This is a genomic window from Actinomadura meridiana, assembly GCF_039537545.1.
Classification (GTDB): domain Bacteria; phylum Actinomycetota; class Actinomycetes; order Streptosporangiales; family Streptosporangiaceae; genus Spirillospora; species Spirillospora meridiana.
In genome coordinates this window covers 388,689-407,312 of the sequence record NZ_BAABAS010000006.1, presented here as the reverse complement: position 1 = coordinate 407,312, position 18,624 = coordinate 388,689, and the positions used below count along the sequence as shown (strand labels likewise).

Sequence of the window (18,624 nt, the reverse complement as noted above, 5' to 3'; positions counted from 1 at the left end):
TGTCGATCTAGACAGGTCTGTGCGGCAGGACGCCCATGAGCTCGTCCATCGACGCGAGGTCCAGGACCCCGGCCACCGTCTCCACGACCTTGTCCGCCCCGTCCCAGTTGGGCAGGGCGAACGCCGCGCACCGGCGGAACTTCTCGGACACGTCCGCGAAGTCCATGGGGGCTTGCGGATGGCCCTTCACCACCGTCGCCCGGCCCGTGATCGCCTCGCCGCCGCGCAGCTTGACCGTCACGTGGGCGGGCATCGGCAAGGCGCCTCGGTCAGCGGCGCGTGAGGCGTCGTCCAGGTCGGCGCGGATGACGACGCGGTCGACCATGGCCAGGACGCGCGGGTCGTCGAGCACCGCCGGGACGAAGTGCTCAGGGCCTACCGTCCCGTGCACGGCGGCCACCGCCACCGCGTACGGCATGCTGAACTGGGCCGCCGCCTGCGTGGCCGGACGGCGCTTGGCGGACTCCGGCGCGCAGGCCAGGTCGTAGGCCTCCCGGTCGGTGACCGCCACCTCGATCGCCGCTATCCGGCCGGTGTCCCCGTCCAGGTCGCGCACCGCGTCAAGCGTCGCCGAGATGGACGTGTGGGTGAACTTGCAGCACGGGTACAGCGGCTTGATGCTCGAATCCAGGACCCGCCAGTCGGTGCCCAGGCCCGTCAAGATCCCGTCCGGGTCGTACTGGCCTCGGTGGTTCGTGAAGTAGTAGCCGAACCTGCCCTCTAGGACGTCTATGTCGGGCGTTGCGCCGGTGATGCCGCGTTCGGCCATCACCGCCGCGAGCACGCCAGCCTGCGCGGACAGACCCTGGCCCAGGCTCACCGTGTGCGCACCGGCCAGGAAGCCCTGTTGTTTCCCGCACAGCATCGACAGCGCGAGCCCCATCGCGTGCCGCGCCCGATCCTCCGACAGCCCCATCAGCCGGGCGGCGGTCAGGGCGGCGCCGAACGTCCCGCACTCGTACGACCTCGACGCGCCCGTGACGCTGAACGACTCCCGGGGCGCCAGCGCCAGACGGCACAGCGCCTCCTCCCCCACGGCGACGGCGGTCAGGAACGTTCGGCCGCTCACCGTCCGGCCGGACGCCTCCACCGCCTCCGTGACGGCCAGCGCGGCCGGGACGACGCTTCCGCTGACATGGCTGAAGGCGTGTTCGAGCACGTCATCGAGGTCCCACGCACGGGCGCAGGTGGCGTTGGCCAGCGCGGCGTGGTGCAGCGGGACGCGCTCGCCGGTCGCGTGGACGGTCGCCTCCCGGCGTCCGCCCCAGTGGGTCACCAGGTCGGCGACCTGCCGCGCCCCGTCCGCAGACAACCCGGCCACCTGCGCGGCGAGGGTGTCGAGCAGCGCCAGCCGCATCCGTTCCAGGACGTGCGGCGGGGGCGTCGTCGCCGGGTCGCGCGCCCAGGCGGTCAGTGCGTCAGTGGTCCCCATCGTCACTCCGCCGGGACGAGGCCGTCGGCGACGTCCTCCGCGATCAGCCGTGGATCGCGGTCCGCCGGGTCGCCGTAGCCGCCGCCTCCGGGCAGGGAGAACGCCAGGATGTCGCCCGGTTTCAGGGTGACCTGGTTGCCGAACTCGATGCGGCTCCCGTTCAGCTCGGCCCGCGCCGAGAAGCTTCCCTCACCGCCCAACGCACCGCTCACCGGCACGCCCAGGCGCCCGCCGCGCAGCCCGGCGAGCACCGTGCCGCGCGGGCCGAGGTCGCCGTCCAGGACCTCGATCTCCACGCGCTGGCCCAGGCCGCCCCGGTACTTGCCGCGTCCCCCGGAGCCTGGCAGCAGCGACTTGCGGCGCACCAGCAGTGGGGCGTCGCTCTCGATGATCTCGATCGGGATGTTGGCGCAGTTGGCGGGGAAGGAGATGCAGCTCAGGCCGTCCTGCGTGGCGAGGGCGCCCATGCCGCCGTGCATGGTGACGATGGTGAAGAACGTGCCGCCGTCCGCCCGCTCCCCCACGAGGTTGCAGTAGGCGAGCGGCGTGGCGCCGGACGGGGCCAGGATCCGGTCGGGGACGATCCCGCTCAGTGCCTCCATGATCAGTTCGGACAGCATGTGCGCGATCATCGTCCGACCCCAGGTCGCCGCCGGACGGTACGGGTTCAGCACGCTGCCCTCCGGCGCCACGATCCTGACCGGACGCAGCGACCCCCCGTTGTTCGGCACCACCGGGTCCAGGAGGCATTTCAGGATGTAGAAGGAGTAGGAGCGCGTCATGTTGAGGGTCACGTTCACGGCCCTCGCGACCTGGCCCGACGTGCCCGTGTAGTCCAGGACGATCTCGTCGCCCTCGATCGAGAGCCGCAGCTCGACCCGCACCGGGTCGGCCAGGCCGGGGATGTTCAGGGATGTCCCCGCCCTGGCCTCCCCGTCCGGCAGGGCCCTGATGGCGGCGCGCATACTCGTCTCCGAGCGCCCGGTGATCTCGGCGCCGAGCGGTTCCAGCGCCGCCAGGTCGCTCTCGGCCATGAACGCGGCGACCCGCTCGACCATCAGCGCGTTCGCGGAGACCTGGGCGCGCAGGTCGCCGATGACCTTGTCCGGTTCGCGCACGTTGACGCGGATGAAGTCGAACACCACGGTCGGCTCGCCCCGCTCGTACAGGAGGGTGAGCGGGATCTTCAGCCCCTCCTCGTACATGTCGCGGCTCTCGATCGTCGCGTGCCGTCCGCCGACGTTGAGGTGGTGCGCGGAGCACGCGACGTACCCCGCGATGCGGTCCCGGTGGAAGATCGGCGCCAGGACGGTGATGTCGATGAGGTGGCCGCTGCCCGTCCACGGGTCGTTCAGGATCAGGACGTCGCCGGGACGCAGCGTCTCCATCGGATACTCGGCCATCGCGTTCGGCACCGCGAACGGCAGCACGCCCAGCAGGCCGGGCGTCGAGCGCGACGACTGGACGAGCATCGTCCCCTCGCTGTCGAACACGACGCACGCGTAGTCGAGGAAGTCGCGGATGACGCTGGAGAACGAGGCGCGCACCAGCGCGGTCGCGGCCTCGTCCGTGATGCTCTGGAGCCGCCGCCACGACGTCTCCACCCGGACGGGATCGGGCGCGTCCACCATCACTCACCCCTCACATCAATGCTGATGACACCCAGGTCGGCGATGGTGGCCATTGCACCCGTGTCCAGAACGGTCGTCGTCTCGCGTTCCTGGATGAGGGCCGGGCCCTGGATCACCATTCCGGGCTCCAGCAGCGCGCGGTCATAGACCGGGCAGCGGCTCGTGCCCTCGGGATGGTGGACGTCGCGATGCCGTTTCAGGGCGTCGGCCAGCGGTCGTCCGGTGACGTCCGGGGCCCTCAGCTGGAGCGCTTCGTCGCCACTGAGGGTGGCGCGCAGGCGCAGGTTCATCGTCTCCACGGCCACGTCGTCATACGAACGGCGATAGCGGCTCTCGTACGCGGACCTGAACTGCGCGGTCACCTCGTCCGCCGACAGAGCAGGCCACTCCTCGCCGCTCGGCAGACCGACGCTGACCTCGAAACCCTGGCCCACGTAGCGCATGTCGGCCCACCGCGTGTACGTGACGTGTCCGCCCTCCTGATCGGGGAGGAGTTGCGCGGCCGACTTCTCCATCTGGCGGAACAGCTCGTCCATCAGCTCAAGGTCGAGCCTGTCCGTCTTCACCTTGTAGGTCTGCGAGGTCTCGAACGTGGCGGGCGCGAGGATGAGGCCGAGCGCGGACATCACACCGGCCGCGGGCGGGACCAGCACGCGCGGTGACCCGAGCCTGCGGGCGAGGCCGACCGCGTGCACCGGCCCGGCTCCGCCGTAGGCGACGACCGGCAGCCGGGACGGCTCAAGCCCCATCTCCGCCAGGTGGACGCGGGCGGCGGCGACCATCGACTCCTCCGCCGCCTCCCGGATCGCGTGCGCGGTCGCGACGGCGTCCAGGCCGAGCGGCTCGCCCAGCGCGGCGATCGCCGCCGTGGCCAGGTCGGCGCGCAGCGGCATCTCGCCGCCCAGGAAATGATCGGGGTCCAGGTAGCCGAGGACCAGGTCTGCGTCCGTGACGGTCGGGCGGTCGCCGCCCCGGCCGTACGCGGCCGGGCCTGGGACGGAGCCCGCCGAGCGGGGGCCGACCTTGATGAGGCCGAGGGTGTCGACGTGCGCGATGCTGCCGCCGCCGGTGCCGATCTCCAGCAGGTCCAGGACGGGCGTGCACACCGGAATGCCCGACCCCGGACGGAAGTGCGCGGTCCGCGCCACCTCGTAGTCGTGGGTGAGGGCCGCCTGTCCGCCGACGACCGCCGCGACCTTCGCCGTGGTGCCGCCCATGTCGAACGCGAGCAGGTCGTCGATCCCGGCATGCCCGCCGATCCGGGCGGCGGCCATCACTCCCCCGGCCGGGCCCGACTCGACGACGCGGACCGGGAACGTCCTGGCGACCTCCAGCGGGATGACACCGCCGGTCGACTGCATGACGTAGAAGTTTCCGGCGAAGCCACGCGCGTCCAGCGCCGACCTCAGCCGCTCCAGGTAGCCCGCGAGCAGCGGTTGGACGTAGGCGTTGGCGACCGTCGTGCTCGTCCGCTCGTACTCGCGCACCTCGGGCAGCACCTCGGACGACAACGACACCCACAGATCAGGCCGCCGTTCCCGGACGATCCGCGCCACCTCCCGCTCGTGGTCGCCGCCCGCGTAGGAGTGCAGCAGGCAGATCGCCACCGACTCGACGCCGTCGGCCGCGAGGCCGTCCACGAGCGCGCGGACCTGGTCGGCGTCCACCGGGACGAGTTCCCGGCCGCTCGCGTGCAGCCGTTCCCTGACGCCGTACCGCAACCGGCGCGGCACCAGCGGACGTGGAAACTCCAGCTCCAGGTCGTAGGCGTCGTAACGAACCTCCCGGCGGATCTCCAGCACGTCCTCGAAGCCCTCGGTGGTGAGCAGGGCCGTCGTGCCGCCGGTGCGCTCGATCAGGGCGTTGATCACGAGCGTGGTGCCGTGCGTGAGGACCTCGGCCCGCTCCAGCAGGCCGGGACGCGCGGCGCGGAGCAGGTCGATGCCCTCCACCACGGCGCGGGACGGGTCGTCGGGCGTGGTGAGGCGCTTCTCCAGGGTGATCCGGCCGGTGTCGGGGTCCAGGACGACGAAGTCGGTGAAGGTGCCGCCGATGTCCGTCCCGATGCGGGTGGTGTCGGTCATCCGGGTCCTCCGAAGAATCCGAGGCCGTGGGTCAGCAGGTCGAGTTCGGTGAACGCCCAGGCTGCCCGCAGCAACTCGTCCGCCACGACCGAGCCCAGCACGGGGGCGCACAGCGTGTGGAACTTCGCGGAGAGGGCCTCGTCGTCCACGGGGTTGGAGGGTTCGCCGTACGGCTGGTCGACACGAAGCGACAGCTCGGGGCCGTCACTCCGGCGAATCCGCACCACGGCGGGTCTCCGCTCGGGGTACAGCCCGTCGAGTTCGTCGTCCACGCGCACCTGGACGGCGGCCATCAGCCGGTTGACGTCCGCGGCTCGGCGCCGCTCCGGCGAGAACTGCGCCAAACCCAGCTTCCCGTCGCACAGGGCCGCCGCGACCGTGTACGGCATGGACATCTGAGCGCCCAGCAACGTCCCGGCGTCGGTGCCGTCGTAGTAGGCGGCGACCGTATACGTGTCGACCTCGATGCCGGTAACAGTGGCTGGGTCTAGATCGTGGTCGGCGCGCAGCTTCAGGACGGCGTCGACCGCGCCGTGCACGTGGCGGCAGCACGGGTACGGCTTGACGGACGTGCGACGCATCATCCACCGCTCGCCTAGACCGTCCAGCAGCACGCCCGGGTCCCACTCGTTTCCGGCGAACGCCGCGAAGTACCCCTGCGAGCCTTCGAGGACGGTCGGCGGGCCGCTGATCCCCTCGGCCGCGAGCAGCGCGGACAGCAGGCCGTCGCGCGCCGCCATCCCCGCGTGCAGCCGCTTGACCGGTGAGCCGTGCGGCAGGAACTCCGACAGGCCGCCCGCGTGCGAACCGGCGAGACCGAACGCGCTCGCCGCGTCCTCGGCGGGCAGCCGCAGCAGCACCGCGCAGCCCGCCGCCGCGCCGAACACCCCGGCCAGCGGCGTGTTGTGGAAGCCGCGCCGCCATGTCGCCGGGTGCGCGGCCGCCGCGACCCGGCACGCGACCTCGACGGCGACGGCCACCGCCGCCAGCGTCCGGGCCGGATCGGAACGTTCCCGTTCGGCGAGCGCCAGCACGGCGGGCAGCGTGGAAGCGCTCGGATGCGAGGCTCCCGGCGTGTAACCGTCGTCCAACTCCAGGGCGTGCGCGGCGGTGCCGTTGGCGAGCGCCGCGCCCGGAGCGGTGGCCGGGCCGCCGCCGACGATCGTCGCCTGCGCGCCCGGATAGCTGTCGTGGACGTGCCGCCACACCATCCGCGCGACGGGCTGGGTGGTGCCCGCGATGGTCGCCGCGAGGTAGTCCACCACCAGGCGCCGGGCCGCGTGCGCGACCTCGGCGGGCAGCGGGTCGTCGGCCACCGACGCCGTCCAGCGGGCGATCTCCCAGGTGGCGTCCTTGCCCGCCCCGCCGCCCGCGCCGTCGGCGGCGCCCTCGGTCGAAGTCGTCATGAGGGGACGCGCTGGCTGAAGCGCCGGTCGAAGATGCCCTCGGCTATGCGGTTGCGCAGCATCTCCACCGTCCCGCCCGCGATCATCCAGCCACGGATCCTGCGGACCATGTACTCCAGCGGCAGTTCCGTCGAGTACCCGGCCGCGCCGAGCATCTGCAACGCGTCGTTCGCCACGCGGAACGCCGCCTCGTTGGCGTAGAGCTTCGCCATCGTCGCCTCCATCGGGTCGGGCGCCCCGGACGAGGCCCCGGCGGCGGCGCGGTAGATCAGCAGTCGCGCCGCCTCCAGTTGTACGTACATGTCGGCGAACTTCCACTGCAAGCCCTGGAACTCGCACAAAAAGCGACCGAACTGCTCACGGGTCTTCGCGTGCTCCACCGCCCGGTCGAACGCGGACTGCGCCAAGGCCAGTGCCCGCACGGCGTTCCCGACCCGTTCGACCCCGAAAACGGTCATGAGACGGCGCAGCGCGTCCTTGTCGGCGAGGACGTTGTGCCGGGGCACCCGGCAGCCGTCCAGGTAGGACACGCAGTGCGCCTCGCCGGACATGTAGTGCTCGGTCTGGCCCCGGGTGAAGCCGGGCGCGTCGGCCGGGACGACGACCGCGCCGATGTCCCGGCTGGACGGCCCGAACCGGCACCACAGCACCAGATGGGTGGTCTCGGGTCCGTGCGACGTCCAGCACTTCTGCCCGTCGAGCACGACCTCGTCGCCGTCGTAGCGGGCGGTGGTGCGCATCTCGGTCAGCGCGGAGCCCGCGCCGGGCTCGCTCATCCCGGCCGCGATGAGCGCCTCCCCGGCCAGCAGCCGGGGCAGCAGTTCGGCCTTCAGCTCCGGCGAGCCCAGCTCGGCGACCTGGCGGATCGCGCCGAAGTTGGTGGCCTGCACCGCGTCGCCGCTGTGCGGGCACACCTTGCTGACGGCCTCCATGACGAGCACGGCGTCCAGCAACGTGCCGCCCTGCCCGCCGTCCTTCTCGTCGATCATGATGCCGGTGAACCCGGCGGCGGCCAGCTCGCGGGCGCTGTCCCACGCGAAGCCGCTGCGTTGGAAGGCCCGGTCGGCGAAACGGTCCTCGGCGAGACGCCGGGCGGCGTCGCGCAGGGCCCGTTGCTCCGGCGTCAGATCGAACTCCATGGGCCCTCCCTGAGTTTGCCCGCCGCGCACACCACCGCGGCGAGGGCGTCCATCATGCGGTCCGGGGCGTCCAGCACCGGGATTCCGGCGGCGGCGTAGGCCGCCATCCCGGCGGGGGCGAGGGAATCGGCGCCGAAGCGGGCCACGTACAGCGGGATCGAGCTTCGCTGCCGCGCCGCCGCCACCACCTTCGCGGTGAGCTCGGCGCCGGGGTCGGCGTTGGTGGTGAGCTGCACCAGGGCGACGTCGTACCGGGACTCGTCCAGCGCGAGGTCCAGGACCTCGCCGAGCACCTCTGGCCTGGCGATGATCTGCGCGCTCATGTCGAGCGGGTTGACGGGCGCGACGAAGTCGGGCAGCACCCCGGCCACGCGCTCCTTCACCGGGGCGGGGAACGGGGGCAGCGCGATCCCGGCGGCCTCGGCGCCGTCCGCGATGATCGTGCAGGCGCCGCCGGACGCCGCGACGGCCAGCAGCCGGTCGCCGCGCGGCAGCCCGCCGGACGACGCGAGGATCAGCGCGTCCTGGAGGACCCGCAACGTCGGGACGCGGGTGGCGAGCGCCGCGTCCAGGACGGCGCCGCGCAGCCGGTGCGACCCGACCAGGGCGCCGGTGTGGCTGCGGGTCGCGGCCCGTGCCCCCTGGGTGCGCACCATGTTGAAGGCGAACAGCGGCTTGCCGCTCGCGGCGAGCGCCCGCCCGGCGCGGATCAGGCGGTCGCCGTCGTTGATGCTCTCCAGGAGGATGCCGACCGCTGTGGTCTGCGGGTCGTCGGCGAGCCATTCCAGGTAGGCGGCGCCGTCCAGGTCGGCCTCGTTGCCCAGGTGCACCCAGCGCGACAGGCCGACGCCCTGCTCCATCAGCCTCGATCCCACGCAGCTGCCCAGCGCGCCCGAGCTGCTGACCAGCGCCACTCCCCCGGCCTTCAGGCCCTCGGCCTCCAGGGCGCCGGACAGTGACGCGGTCATTCCGGTGTCCGGGACGACCACGCCCATGGAGTTCGGGCCCGCCAGGGGGATGCCCGCGTCCTGGAAGATGGCGGCGACCTCGCGCTGGAGGCGGGCGCCGTCCTCGCCTGTTTCGGCGAAGCCCGAACTGTGGATGATCGCGCCGCCCACGCCGAGCGCGGCGGCCTCCCGCGCGACGGCCCGGACGGCGGCGGCCGGGACCGCGATGCTGACCAGGTCCGGGACGCCCGGGACGTCGGAAAGGGTCCGGTAGCGGGGGCGGCCGTTGATCTCGCCGCCCGCCGGGTGGACGGCGTCGACCCGTCCGGCGAACCCGTTCCCCATCAGGTAGCGGTAGATGCGCGCGCCCGCCTTCACGGGGTCGTCGGAGACGCCGACCACCGCGATGTGGCGCGGGCACAGGATCGGTTCCAGGCTCCGGGCGCCCTCGCGGGCGGGTCCGGCCCGTGCGGTCCGGGGTGGTGGCGTGTCGATCTCGGCCATGCGGGCGTCCACGGCGATCACGCCCTCGCCGAGCGGGCCCATCAGCACCGGGTTGAGGTCCAGTTCGCCGATGTCGGGGCGTTGCTCGGCCAGGGCCGACAGCGCCAGGAGGAGGTCCACCAGGGCGGGGACGTCCAACGGGGGTGAGCCTCGGTGGCCCGCCAGCAGGCGGTGGTGGGGGTGGCGCCGGACCAGGTCCTGCGCGGCGGCGCGGTCGAGCGGGACCAAGGCGTCCACCGCGTCGGCGATGATCTCGGTGTGGATGCCGCCCGTCCCCACGACGACGACGGCGCCGACGCCGGGCTCGCGGCGCAGCCCGGCCAGCATCTCGTGGCCCGTGTGCTGCCGCTGGACGATCAGCGGCCGGGCCCGGTCGCCCAGCCGGGACAGCAGGTCGGACGCGGCGGACCGCACCGCGTCCGGGCCGTCCAGGCCGAGGACGACCCCGCCGTCGTCGGTCTTGTGCTCCAGGCCGCCCGCCTTGACGACGAGCGGCGCGCCGAGCCCGGAGGCGGCCAGGGCCGCCTCCTCGGCGTCGGCGGCGAGTCGGGACACCGCCATCGGTATCCCGGCACGAGCCAGCAGCGTGAATATCTCCGGCTCGGAGAAGTCGACCATGCGCGGACCTCTCGTCAGGGTGCTGTCTTCTCTACACTATATTCTATGTGATCGAGCGGGCGCCGGGTCAACGAGCCGGTGCGCGCAGCGTTCGTCACAAAGGATTCGGAAGAAGGGGCTCGGATAGACCGCGTAAGAACAGGTCCAGAGACTCAATAGAGTATTATCTAGATAGCAGGGTTGACTGCCGGAGGAAACAAAATGTCAAGAACACCCGAACCCGCGACCGCCGCGGAGAGCGGCCCGCCGCTGAGCAAGACCGCGTACGTCCTGGAGCGGCTCCGCCGGGAGATCGCCGACGGGATCATCAAGCCCGGAACGAACCTACGGCAGACCGACGTCGCCAAGCGGTACGGGGTCAGCCCCACGCCGGTGCGCGAGGCGTTCCGCCTGCTGGAGGCCGAGGGCGCGCTGGAGTACGAGTCCCACCGCGGCGCCACCGTCAAGGACATGTCGCCCCAGGAGGTGGAGGACCTCTACCTCCTGCGCTCCGAGGTCGAGGGCCTCGCCACCGCCCTCGCCGTCGAGCGGATGGACGACCCGGCGATGGCCCGCATCCGCGCCGCCCACGACGAGCTCCAGGCGGCCATCGAGGCCGGTGACGAGTCGCGGCTGTCCGTGCTGAACCGGACGCTGCACTTCGCCATCTACGAAGCGGGTTCGTCGCTCGTCGCACTACAGGCCGCCTCTCTGTGGGCGTTCATTCCGCCGCGGATGACCATCTGGAAGGACGCCAAGAACGCGCAGTCGCTGTCGGACGACCACGACCGCATCATCGACGCGCTGGACCGGGGCGACCCCTACGACGCCCGCCGCTTCATGGCCGAGCACATCCTGCACGCGGCCCGGCTGCGGCAGAACGTCGACGACTCCGCCGCCGGCTGATCCCGGCCCGGCCGGACCGGCCGGGACCAGCCGGAGTCCGGCTACCGGAAGATCGGGTTGAGCTGCTTGATCAACCCGGGCTGGGCCTTGGTGTACTGGGCCGGGGGGATCTCCGGCCAGAATTTGAACTGGTCCATCGGCGGCATCCCCTTGGGAGGTGCCGCCCCGGGCACCACGGACGCCTTGAACATGTACTTGGCGATGGCCTTCTGCACCTCTGGCGTGTACCACCAGGAGTAGAAGAGCTTCGCCGCGTCCTCATGCGCCGCGCCCTTGATGATGCCCATGCAGTTCAGGTGCTTCAGGTTGCCGCCGCCGGTCGGCAGCACCATCCCGATCGGCGCGCCCTTCGCCTCCGCCGCCAGGAACTGGTCGGTGGCGGACGGCACGGCGATCCACGCCTGTCCCTGCGCGACCCGGTCCACCAGCGCGCGGGTGCCGGGCACGAGCGTCGGGTCCTGGGCGGCGAGCCGCTTCACGAAGTCCATGGTGAAGCCGTTCGCCAGCAGATACTGGACGATCTGCGCGCCGTGCCCCGGCTGGAGGGGCGAGTTCAGCGCGATCTTCCCCTTCCACTTCGGGTCGAGGAGCTCGTTCCAGCTCTTGGGGGCCTCGTCCTTCTTCACCTTCTGCGTGTTGTAGCCGATGCCGAGCACCGACAGCTCGCTGCCGAGCGCCTGGCCGTCCTCGCAGGTGAGCTCCTTCGGCACGCCCGTCGCCGTCGGCGGCGAGTACGGCTGGAGCCGGCCCTGCGCGGAGTGCCGCTCCAGGTCGGTGATGGCCACCTCCAGCAGGTCGCCGACGTGCTTGTTCGCGGCGAACTCGTGGTCGAGCCTGCTGGCGAGCTGGGCACCGAACCCGGCCTGCGCCTGCACCTTGATCTTCGGATAGCGCTTCTCGAACAGGTTGAGCACGGGCCGCGCGCTGCCGGCGCCGAGCGTCTCGCTGTAGATGACGAGCTTGTCGTCACCCGCCTTCTTCGCCGCCTCGTAGAGCGCGTCGAGCTTCTGCTGGTTGGCCTTCCCGCCGACCCCCTCCGGGGTCAGCGCGGCGGAGTCGTCGCTCCCGCCGCACGAGGCGGCGAGCAGTGCCGCCGCGACCAGGGCGCTGAGCAGCCGTTTGCTTGTCATGGAGAACCTACCCTGTCGAGATCGTTCCATTGCCCCCTGGTGGTCGGCTCGGACGCCTCGTCGGCGTCCAGCACGACGATGTTCTCCGGGGGGATCCGCACGCTGACCGCGTCCCCCGGGCTCACCTGCCCCCCGGACGGGACCGGGTCGTCGTCGCGGACCCGCAGCACCGTCCCGGCGGCCTCGATGTAGTGCTCCACCTGCCCGCCGAGGTAGATCGAGTCCTTGACCCGCCCGTCGATCGTGTTCGTGCGCTCCCCCGCCACCTCGTCGGCGCGGACGACGCTGAGAGCCGTGCTGCGCACGCACAGCCGGGCCCGTCCTTTCTTCCCCGGGCCGCCGACGCAGTGCAGGGCGACGTCCGCGCCGTCGAGACGGGCGACGGCGCGGTCGCCGGAGCGTTCCACGATGTCAGCGTCGAAGAAGTTCTCGTAGCCGACGAAGTCAGCGACGAACCAGGTGCGGGGACGCTCGTAGATCTCGCGCGGCGTGCCGACCTGCTGGACGTGCCCGTCCTTCATCAGGACGATCCGGTCCGACAGCGACATCGCCTCGACCTGGTCGTGCGTCACGTACACGGCCGTGGTGCCGAGTTCCCGCTGGAAGTCGCGGATGCCCATGCGCATGCTGGTGCGCAGCTTGGCGTCCAGGTTGGACAGCGGCTCGTCGTACAGCACCACCCGCGGCCTGCTGACCAGGGCCCTGGCCAGCGCGACCCGCTGCTGCTGGCCGCCCGACAGCCGGGTGACCGGACGTTCCGCTAGCGCGGCGAGCCCCACCATCTCCAGCGCCTGCTCGACCCGTTTCTGGACGTCCCGGCGACCGACCCGGCGCCGCCGCAGCGGGTACGCCACGTTCTGGAACACGTTCATCTGCGGCCAGAGCGCGTAGCTCTGGAACACCATGCCGATGTCGCGTCGCTCGGGCGGCACGAAGATCTGCTCGGGCACGGACGTCACCACGTCCCCGCCGATGGTGATCTCACCCGCGTCCGGTTTCTCCAGCCCGCCGAGGCAGCGCAGGGTGGTCGTCTTGCCGCAGCCGCTCGGGCCGAGCAGGGTGAGGAACTCGCCCTCCCGCACCGACAGGTCGACGCCGTCCAGGGCCGCGAGCGCGCCGTAGCGCTTGCCGAGCCCGCTGATTCCAATGCTCGCCATGTCTCACACCAACTCGTCGTGCGGTCGTGTCGTCGTGCGGTGCCGTCTCGTCGTCCGGTGTCGTGTCGTGCGGTGTCGTGTCGTGGGGCGCCCGGGGCCCGCGCCCCAGCGGCGCAGCAGCGTGCCCGCCGTCCAGCCGACGGCCAGGACGACGATGAAGCTCGCCATCAGCACGCAGAAGGACGCCCCGGCCTGGCCGGCGTCTCCGCTCTGGTAGAGCGAGTACGCCTTCACCGGCAGGGTCTGGTTGTCGGGTGACGCGAGCAGGATCGGGACGTCCAGGTTCCCCGCCGACAGCACCGCCGCGACGAACCAGCCGACCAGGAAGCTCGGCAGGATCAGCCGTCCGGTGATGACGATGAGGGTGCGGGTGGCGGTCGTCCCGCAGATCCGCGCGGCCTCCTCCAACTCCGTGCCGATCTGCGCGATGGAGCCCTCGGTGGCGCGGCTGGTGATCGGGACGGAGTGCACCGCGAGCGCGATCACCAGGATCCAGACCGTGGAGTACAGATCCCGCAGGCCGGGGACGGCGAGGTAGGCCCACAGGATGGCGAGTCCGACGGTGATGCCGGGCAGCGCCATCAGGATCCACACGCCCATCGCCGGGACGCCCCGCAGCCGCGACCGGTTGTTCTTGCCGACGTAGGTGACCACGACCGCGATGGCGGTTCCGGCGAGGCCCGCGATACCGCTGACCGTCAGCGTGGTGACCAGCGCGGACGTCGTCTCCGGGTCGTCCAGCACGGCCGTGTAGTTGGCCGTGGTGAAGTTGCTGTAGACGCCGAAGAACGGCTGGAGCGAGCCGATCACGAGCTGCCCGACCGGCAACAGCACCGCGAGCACGCCGTACAGGACGATCACCGCCGTGCACACGTACTTCCAGCGTCCGATGTCCCAGCGGGCCCGGTCGTCGGACTTGCCGGTGACCGTGACGAACGACCGCTGGCCGAGCAGCCTGCGCTGGACGAGCACGAGCACCACGACGATCGCGACGAGCAGCATCGACAGCGCGCTCGCCCCCGCGTAGTCGGACGGCGTCTCCGCCGTGACGTGCGACAGGATCTCCGTCGGGAAGACGTGGATGTCGGCGGGCAGGCCGAGCAGCAGCGGGATGTCGAGCAGGCTGAGCCCGGCGGTGAACCCGAGGATCGCGATGCCGGTGATCGCCGGGGCCAGCACGGGCAGCTCGACCCGCAGGACGGTCTGGAGCCGCCCCGCGCCCGACACCCGGGACGCCTCCTCCAGGCTCCGGTTCAGGCCCATGAACGAGCCGAGGAACAGGAAGTACACGATCGCGGTCAGCTTCAGCGCGGTCACGCCGATGATCCCGTACCAGGACTCCACGTTGATGATCGCGTCGCCGGGCAGCGGCAGCGCCCGGTAGCCGACGTTGATCAGCCCGGCGGGGTCGCGGCCGAGCATGCCCCAGCCGATCGTGAAGAAGATCGTCGGGGTGGCGAAGACCAGGACCATGATGGGCGTGACCAGCCGTCGCAGCGGCGTCGTCGTGCGCGTCACCACCCAGGCGAAGAACGCGCCCATCGTCAGGCACAGCACCTGGACGGCGCCGGAGTACAGGGCCGAGTTCTTCAGCGTCGTCCAGACCTTCGCGTCCTTGTAGGCGCCGGTGACGCCGTCGGCCGTGAAGTCGCCCGGCAGGCCGGGGGCCGCGGTGCGGAACGCCCCGAAGACGAGCATCAGGAACGGGTAGATGAACAGGAACCCCACCAGCAGGACCAGGAGCAGCACGACGAGCGTGTCCGCGGGCAGGAACCGGCGCCGCAGCCGGACGATCCGGTTGCTTCGGGCGCCACTCCGGGGCAGGGTCCGGGCGGTCATGGGCCGCCCGCTTCCCCGGAGGACGCCGCCGAGCGGCCTGCCCGCGCGGGGCGGAGGGCCGCACGCGGCGTGGGGACCGGACGGCCCTCCGCGACCAGCTTGCGGATGTGCTCCTCGCGGAGGCGTTCCAGCTCGTCCAGGGCGTCGAACGGCGAGCGCGCCTCGGCCACGCAGCCGGGCAGCTCCTCGTACTCCAGGCGGCAGACCCATTCGCCGTCCGGGCCTTCGACGGCCACGACGTCCAGGATGTAGGGGATGGCCAGATAGTCGTCCACGTTCATGCCGTGACCGCCTTCTCTCGCGCGGCGCGGCTCAGATGCCGCCCGCGACGGACGGGTCGAGCTCGGGATGCTCGACGCGGGCACGGCGCAGGTTCTGGGTGCGCTCGACCCAGTCGACGTCCTTCGGCAGGACGATGCCGCCCGAGCGCTGCTGGTAGACCTCGGGATCGTCCACGCCGGGCGGGGTGACGCCCTGTTCCACCAGGGCCTTCGCGGCCGCCATCAGCCGCCGCCGGACCCGGATGATCATCATGTCGGAGCTGCCGAGCCGTTCCTGGGACCGGTCGTAGATCGGGCCCATGCTCTCGGTGACGGCGACGTCCTGCGTGGAGATGTACTCGATGCCGGTGTAGCTGTCGCCGCGACGCTGGGCGTCGCGGTCGATGAGGTAGTCGTTGTCGACGTCCTGTTCCAGGCGGAAGCGGCCGAACCAGTCGGTGGTGTTGGGCTTCTGCGGGGGCAGCTTTCCCGTGATGCCGACACGCTGGCCCTTGGGCGCCAGGTAGGTGCGCTTGATGCCGACGCTGAACTGGAGCGTGTGGTGGTCGTCCATGGGGACCCATGCCCGGACGCCGACGCGCAGGCCGAGCACTCCGGTCGGCGTCATCGTGTAGAAGGGGAACAGGAAATGGCCGATCCGCCAGTAGTAGTCGTCGTCGTTACCGGCCGGACGGTACGCGCCGTACGTGGTGCCGAAATCGGTGTCGAGCACTTTGTAGCGCGGCGCCTGGTCCTGGAGCGCGAATTGCAGGAACGTTCCCTCGCCGACCTCGTCGGGTGAGCCGTGCCCGGTGTGCAGGAAGCCGACGTGCGAGGTGTCCAGGTCGCCTTCCAGCACCTGGAGCCAGTTGCAGTCGCGGAAGCTGGCGAAGGACTCGCGGTTCTCGACGTCGTCGTCGAGCTGCTCGAAGTCGGGGAGCGGCGGCGGTACTTCGCGCGTTCCCATGTACGTCCAGACGATGCCGCCGCGTTCGACGCACGGATATCCGGCGGGCTTGATCTTGCGTTTGAAGTCGCTTTCCGGGGGCTCGCTCGGCATGTCGACGCACCGGCCGGTGACGTCGAATTTCCACCCGTGGTAGACGCAGCGCAGGCCGTTTCCCTCGTTGCGTCCGAAGAACAGCGACGCGCCGCGGTGCGGGCAGTTGTTGGCCAGCAGCCCGATGCGTCCCGAAGTGTCGCGGAAGGCGATGAGTTTCTCGCCGAGCAGCAGCACGCGCACGGGATCGCCGTCCGGTTCGGGCAGTTCCCGGGCCAGCATGGCGGGCACCCAATACTCCCGCATCAGCGTGCCCATCGGGGTTCCCGGGCCCACGCGCGTCACCAGTTCGTTGTTCTCGTGACTCAGCACTGACGGCTCCCTCCCACGTTCCGCCGTCCATTTCGCCGATAGGCTACAGTATATAGAGTTTGTGGAACAAGGGTCTTTCCAGCGTTCGCCCGGGCCGTCCGGTCAGCGCAGGAGCGCGTCGGGCGTGAGCGGAAGGTCCCGGACGCGGACGCCGGTCGCGTGGTACGCGGCGTTGGCGACGGCGGCGGCGACGCCCACGACGCCGATCTCACCGGCCCCCTTCGCGCCGAGTGCGTTGTAGCGGGGGTCGAACTCGTCGACGCAGACGGCGTCGACGTCCTGGACGTCGGCGTGAGCGGCGATGTGGTAGCCCGCGAGGTCGTTGGAGACGACCTGACCTGGGATCGGATCCATCACGCCGTGCTCGTGCAGCGCCGCCGACAGGCCCATGACCATCCCGCCGACGAGCTGGGAGCGGGCCGTGCGGGGGTTCACGACCCGTCCGATCGCGAAGACGCCGAGCAGCCGGGGCACCCGGATCTCCCCCGTGTCGGCGTGCACTCTGACCTCGGCGAACTGGGCGCCGAACGCGTGCAGTTCGAACTCCCCGGCGCCGGGGACGGCGTCGCCCTTCGCCGTGACCTCGGCGCCCTCCGCGGGTGCGACGCCGTGGCGGTCACGGAACGCGCGGGCGGCGGCGGTGATCGCCGAGCCCCAGCCGCCCAGGCCCATCGACCCGGCGGCGGGCGCGGCCAGGGGCAGCGCGCTGTCGCCGAGGCGCAGGTCGACGGCGTCCAAGGGGACGTCCAAGGCGTCGGCGGCGATCTGCGTCAGTGCGGTTCGCGAGCCTGTGCCGATGTCGGCGGCGCCAATATCGACGCCGTAGCGGCCGTCGCCGAGCGCCCGGATCTTGGCTGTCGACTGGCTCATGTACGGGAAGGCGGGATAGGTCGACGCGGCGACGCCGGTGCCGACGAGCCAGCCGCCGTCCCGGCGGACGCCCGGCTCCCGGTCGCGGGCCGTCCAGCCGAACCGGCGGGCCCCTTCCCGCAGGCAGGCGACGAGGTCGCGGGTGGAGTACGGCAGTCCGGTCTCGGGGTCGCGGCCCGGTTCGTTGCGGACGCGCAGCTCGATCGGATCGAGGCCGCAGGCGACGGCCAGCTCGTCCATCGCCGACTCCAGCGCGAACATGCCGGGGGCCTCGCCGGGCGCGCGCATCACGGTCGGGACGGAGACGTCCAGCGCGGCCAGCCGGTGGGTGGTGCGGCGGTTGGGCGCGGCGTACATGGTGCGGGTACCGGCCGCCGTCTGCTCGGCGAACTCCACGAACCGGGACGTCTCCGCGACCGCGTCGTGCGCGATGGCGGTCAACCTGCCGTCGGCGTCCGCGCCGAGTTGGACCCGCTGGATGGTCGGTGTGCGGTAGCCGGTGCCCGCGAACGTCTGGCGGCGGGTCAGGGCCAGCTTCACCGTGCGGCCCATGACCGTCCGGGCGGCGAACGCCACCAGCACATGGTGCGACTTCGGCCGGACCTTGCTGCCGAACGCGCCGCCGACGTGCGGCGAGACGACCTCGACGCGCTCCGGGGGGAGGCCGAGCGCGGCGGCCAGGAACAGCCGTGTCCGGAACACGCCCTGGGTGGTGTCGTGGATGGTGAGGTGGTCGGCTCCGTCGTCGCGGTGCCAGCGGGCGACGGCGGTGTGCGGCTCGATCGGGACGTGGTGCTGGCGCGGCGTCGTGTAGGTGAGGTCGAGCGTTATCGGCGCTTCGGCGAGCGCGGCGTCCACGTCGCCCAGGGCGGTGTCGGTCTCCAGTCCGGCGTTGATCTTGGGGGGCGCGTACAGGTCGGGGTGGTCGGCGCGCAGCTCGACGTCGTGGGGACGCACGTCGTACTCGACCGTGACCAGGCTCGCGGCGTGGGCGGCGATCTCCTGGGTGGACGCCACGACCCCGCCGATGAGCTGCCCGCGATACGCGACCTCGGGGGACTGCAGCACCCACAGCTCGCGGTTCTCGTCGGACGCGAGACGCGGGGCGTTCTCGTGGGTGAGGACGGTGACGACGCCGTCCAGGCGCTCCGCCGCGGTCGTGTCGATGGCCGTGATCCGGCCCCGGGCGATCGTCGAGGTCACGAGAGCCAGGTAGAGCGGGTCGGGGGCGGGGTGCTCGAAGGCGTAGCGCGCGGTGCCGGTGACCTTGGCGCGTCCCTCCAGGCGGGCGACCGGTGTTCCCACGGCGGCGCGGGTCGTTCTCATGTGGGGGGACGACCCCCCACGCCC

General features: G+C 71.7%; 13 protein-coding genes. 1 reads left to right on the top strand and 12 read right to left on the bottom strand.

What is annotated here, in order from left to right:
• Window positions 1–7 precede the first annotated feature (7 nt).
• From ABD808_RS15155 to ABD808_RS15130, 6 genes are read right to left on the bottom strand one after another with little or no spacing between them, the layout of a single operon-like run.
• The gene (locus ABD808_RS15155; RefSeq protein WP_344896398.1) at window positions 8–1,432 is read right to left on the bottom strand and encodes an MmgE/PrpD family protein; all 1,425 of its coding nucleotides are present in this window, start codon (window positions 1,430–1,432) and stop codon (window positions 8–10) included.
• Between the two features lie 2 nt (window positions 1,433–1,434).
• The gene (locus ABD808_RS15150; RefSeq protein ID WP_344896395.1) at window positions 1,435–3,063 is read right to left on the bottom strand and encodes a hydantoinase B/oxoprolinase family protein; all 1,629 of its coding nucleotides are present in this window, start codon (window positions 3,061–3,063) and stop codon (window positions 1,435–1,437) included.
• On the bottom strand, window positions 3,063–5,147 hold the full coding sequence (locus tag ABD808_RS15145) for a hydantoinase/oxoprolinase family protein (RefSeq protein WP_344896392.1): 2,085 nt from the start codon (window positions 5,145–5,147) through the stop codon (window positions 3,063–3,065). Before ABD808_RS15145 ends, ABD808_RS15150 begins: the two co-directional genes overlap by 1 nt.
• Window positions 5,144–6,553 carry an MmgE/PrpD family protein gene (locus ABD808_RS15140; RefSeq protein ID WP_344896389.1) on the bottom strand — a complete coding sequence of 470 codons (1,410 nt, stop codon included), beginning with the start codon at window positions 6,551–6,553 and terminating at the stop codon, window positions 5,144–5,146. Before ABD808_RS15140 ends, ABD808_RS15145 begins: the two co-directional genes overlap by 4 nt.
• Window positions 6,550–7,692 carry an acyl-CoA dehydrogenase family protein gene (locus ABD808_RS15135; RefSeq protein WP_344896386.1) on the bottom strand — a complete coding sequence of 381 codons (1,143 nt, stop codon included), beginning with the start codon at window positions 7,690–7,692 and terminating at the stop codon, window positions 6,550–6,552. Before ABD808_RS15135 ends, ABD808_RS15140 begins: the two co-directional genes overlap by 4 nt.
• Window positions 7,677–9,761: an acetate--CoA ligase family protein gene (locus tag ABD808_RS15130; protein WP_344896383.1), complete on the bottom strand. Its 2,085-nt coding sequence runs from the start codon at window positions 9,759–9,761 to the stop codon at window positions 7,677–7,679. The genes ABD808_RS15135 and ABD808_RS15130 overlap by 16 nt, the downstream gene beginning before the upstream one ends.
• A 201-nt stretch (window positions 9,762–9,962) precedes the next feature.
• Between ABD808_RS15130 and ABD808_RS15125 the strand changes: the two genes are divergently transcribed.
• A complete protein-coding gene (locus ABD808_RS15125) occupies window positions 9,963–10,646 on the top strand; it encodes a GntR family transcriptional regulator (RefSeq protein WP_344896380.1) in 684 nt (227 codons plus the stop codon).
• Window positions 10,647–10,687: 41 nt separating this feature from the next.
• Here ABD808_RS15125 and ABD808_RS15120 read toward each other — a convergent pair whose 3' ends face one another.
• The 6 genes from ABD808_RS15120 to ABD808_RS15095 all read right to left on the bottom strand — a co-directional run bounded on the left by ABD808_RS15120 (window position 10,688) and on the right by ABD808_RS15095 (window position 18,600).
• A complete protein-coding gene (locus ABD808_RS15120) occupies window positions 10,688–11,776 on the bottom strand; it encodes an ABC transporter substrate-binding protein (RefSeq protein ID WP_344896377.1) in 1,089 nt (362 codons plus the stop codon).
• On the bottom strand, window positions 11,773–12,933 hold the full coding sequence (locus tag ABD808_RS15115) for an ABC transporter ATP-binding protein (RefSeq protein ID WP_344896374.1): 1,161 nt from the start codon (window positions 12,931–12,933) through the stop codon (window positions 11,773–11,775). Before ABD808_RS15115 ends, ABD808_RS15120 begins: the two co-directional genes overlap by 4 nt.
• A gap of 3 nt (window positions 12,934–12,936) precedes the next feature.
• Complete coding sequence (locus tag ABD808_RS15110) at window positions 12,937–14,772, bottom strand: ABC transporter permease (protein WP_344896370.1); 1,836 nt, start codon at window positions 14,770–14,772, stop codon at window positions 12,937–12,939.
• Window positions 14,769–15,053 (bottom strand): type II toxin-antitoxin system HicB family antitoxin, encoded by a 285-nt coding sequence (locus ABD808_RS15105; protein ID WP_344896365.1) that lies wholly within the window; start codon window positions 15,051–15,053, stop codon window positions 14,769–14,771. The genes ABD808_RS15110 and ABD808_RS15105 overlap by 4 nt, the downstream gene beginning before the upstream one ends.
• 31 nt (window positions 15,054–15,084) lie before the next feature.
• Complete coding sequence (locus ABD808_RS15100) at window positions 15,085–16,404, bottom strand: Rieske 2Fe-2S domain-containing protein (RefSeq protein WP_344896362.1); 1,320 nt, start codon at window positions 16,402–16,404, stop codon at window positions 15,085–15,087.
• A 102-nt stretch (window positions 16,405–16,506) separates the two neighbouring features.
• Window positions 16,507–18,600, bottom strand: a complete 2,094-nt coding sequence (locus ABD808_RS15095) for a xanthine dehydrogenase family protein molybdopterin-binding subunit (protein ID WP_344896357.1) — start codon at window positions 18,598–18,600, stop codon at window positions 16,507–16,509.
• Window positions 18,601–18,624: the final 24 nt, after the last annotated feature.